This is a genomic window from Saccharothrix sp. NRRL B-16314 (assembly GCF_000716595.1).
Classification (GTDB): domain Bacteria; phylum Actinomycetota; class Actinomycetes; order Mycobacteriales; family Pseudonocardiaceae; genus Actinosynnema.
This window is the reverse complement of sequence record NZ_JNXC01000139.1, coordinates 1-395: the sequence shown is the minus strand read 5'-3', so window position 1 is coordinate 395 and position 395 is coordinate 1. Positions and strand designations below refer to the sequence as shown.

The following is a 395-nucleotide window of genomic DNA, read 5'->3' as shown; positions in this document are numbered from 1 at the left end:
GTCAGTGCCCGGCCACGAAGACCCCGCCGCCGTCTCCCCCTCGGTGCCGGCGCCCGCATCCGGGCTGGGGGCCGACGACGGGCGGGAGTCCGGGGCGCAGAGCGTCGACGCGGTCGAGACGCAGGAGCCGGACGGCGGCACGGCCGGGGAGGAACCGGCCGCCGAGACCACGCTGGAGGCGACCGCGCCGGGCGCTGTCGGAGGAGTCCGTGCGCCAGGCCGTCCGCGAGGCCCTCGTCCAGGAGTTCACTCCCCTTGTCGAGCGGCTTGGCGGCGGCGCTGCCCGGGTCGGGTTGACGCTCGGAGAGCCCTTGCGTTGTTCACGCCGTAAAGCGGACGCAGGGCGGCGCCGGATCGGGCTCGGCGGACAGGCCGAAGCGGCGGCGGACCGTGGC

At 77.0% G+C, this 395-nt stretch carries 1 protein-coding gene; it reads left to right on the top strand.

The window, feature by feature from the left end:
- Window positions 1-209 precede the first annotated feature (209 nt).
- Window positions 210-395 (top strand): hypothetical protein (locus tag OQ02_RS46535; RefSeq protein WP_033443785.1); only part of this gene is annotated, 186 nt, incomplete at its 3' end.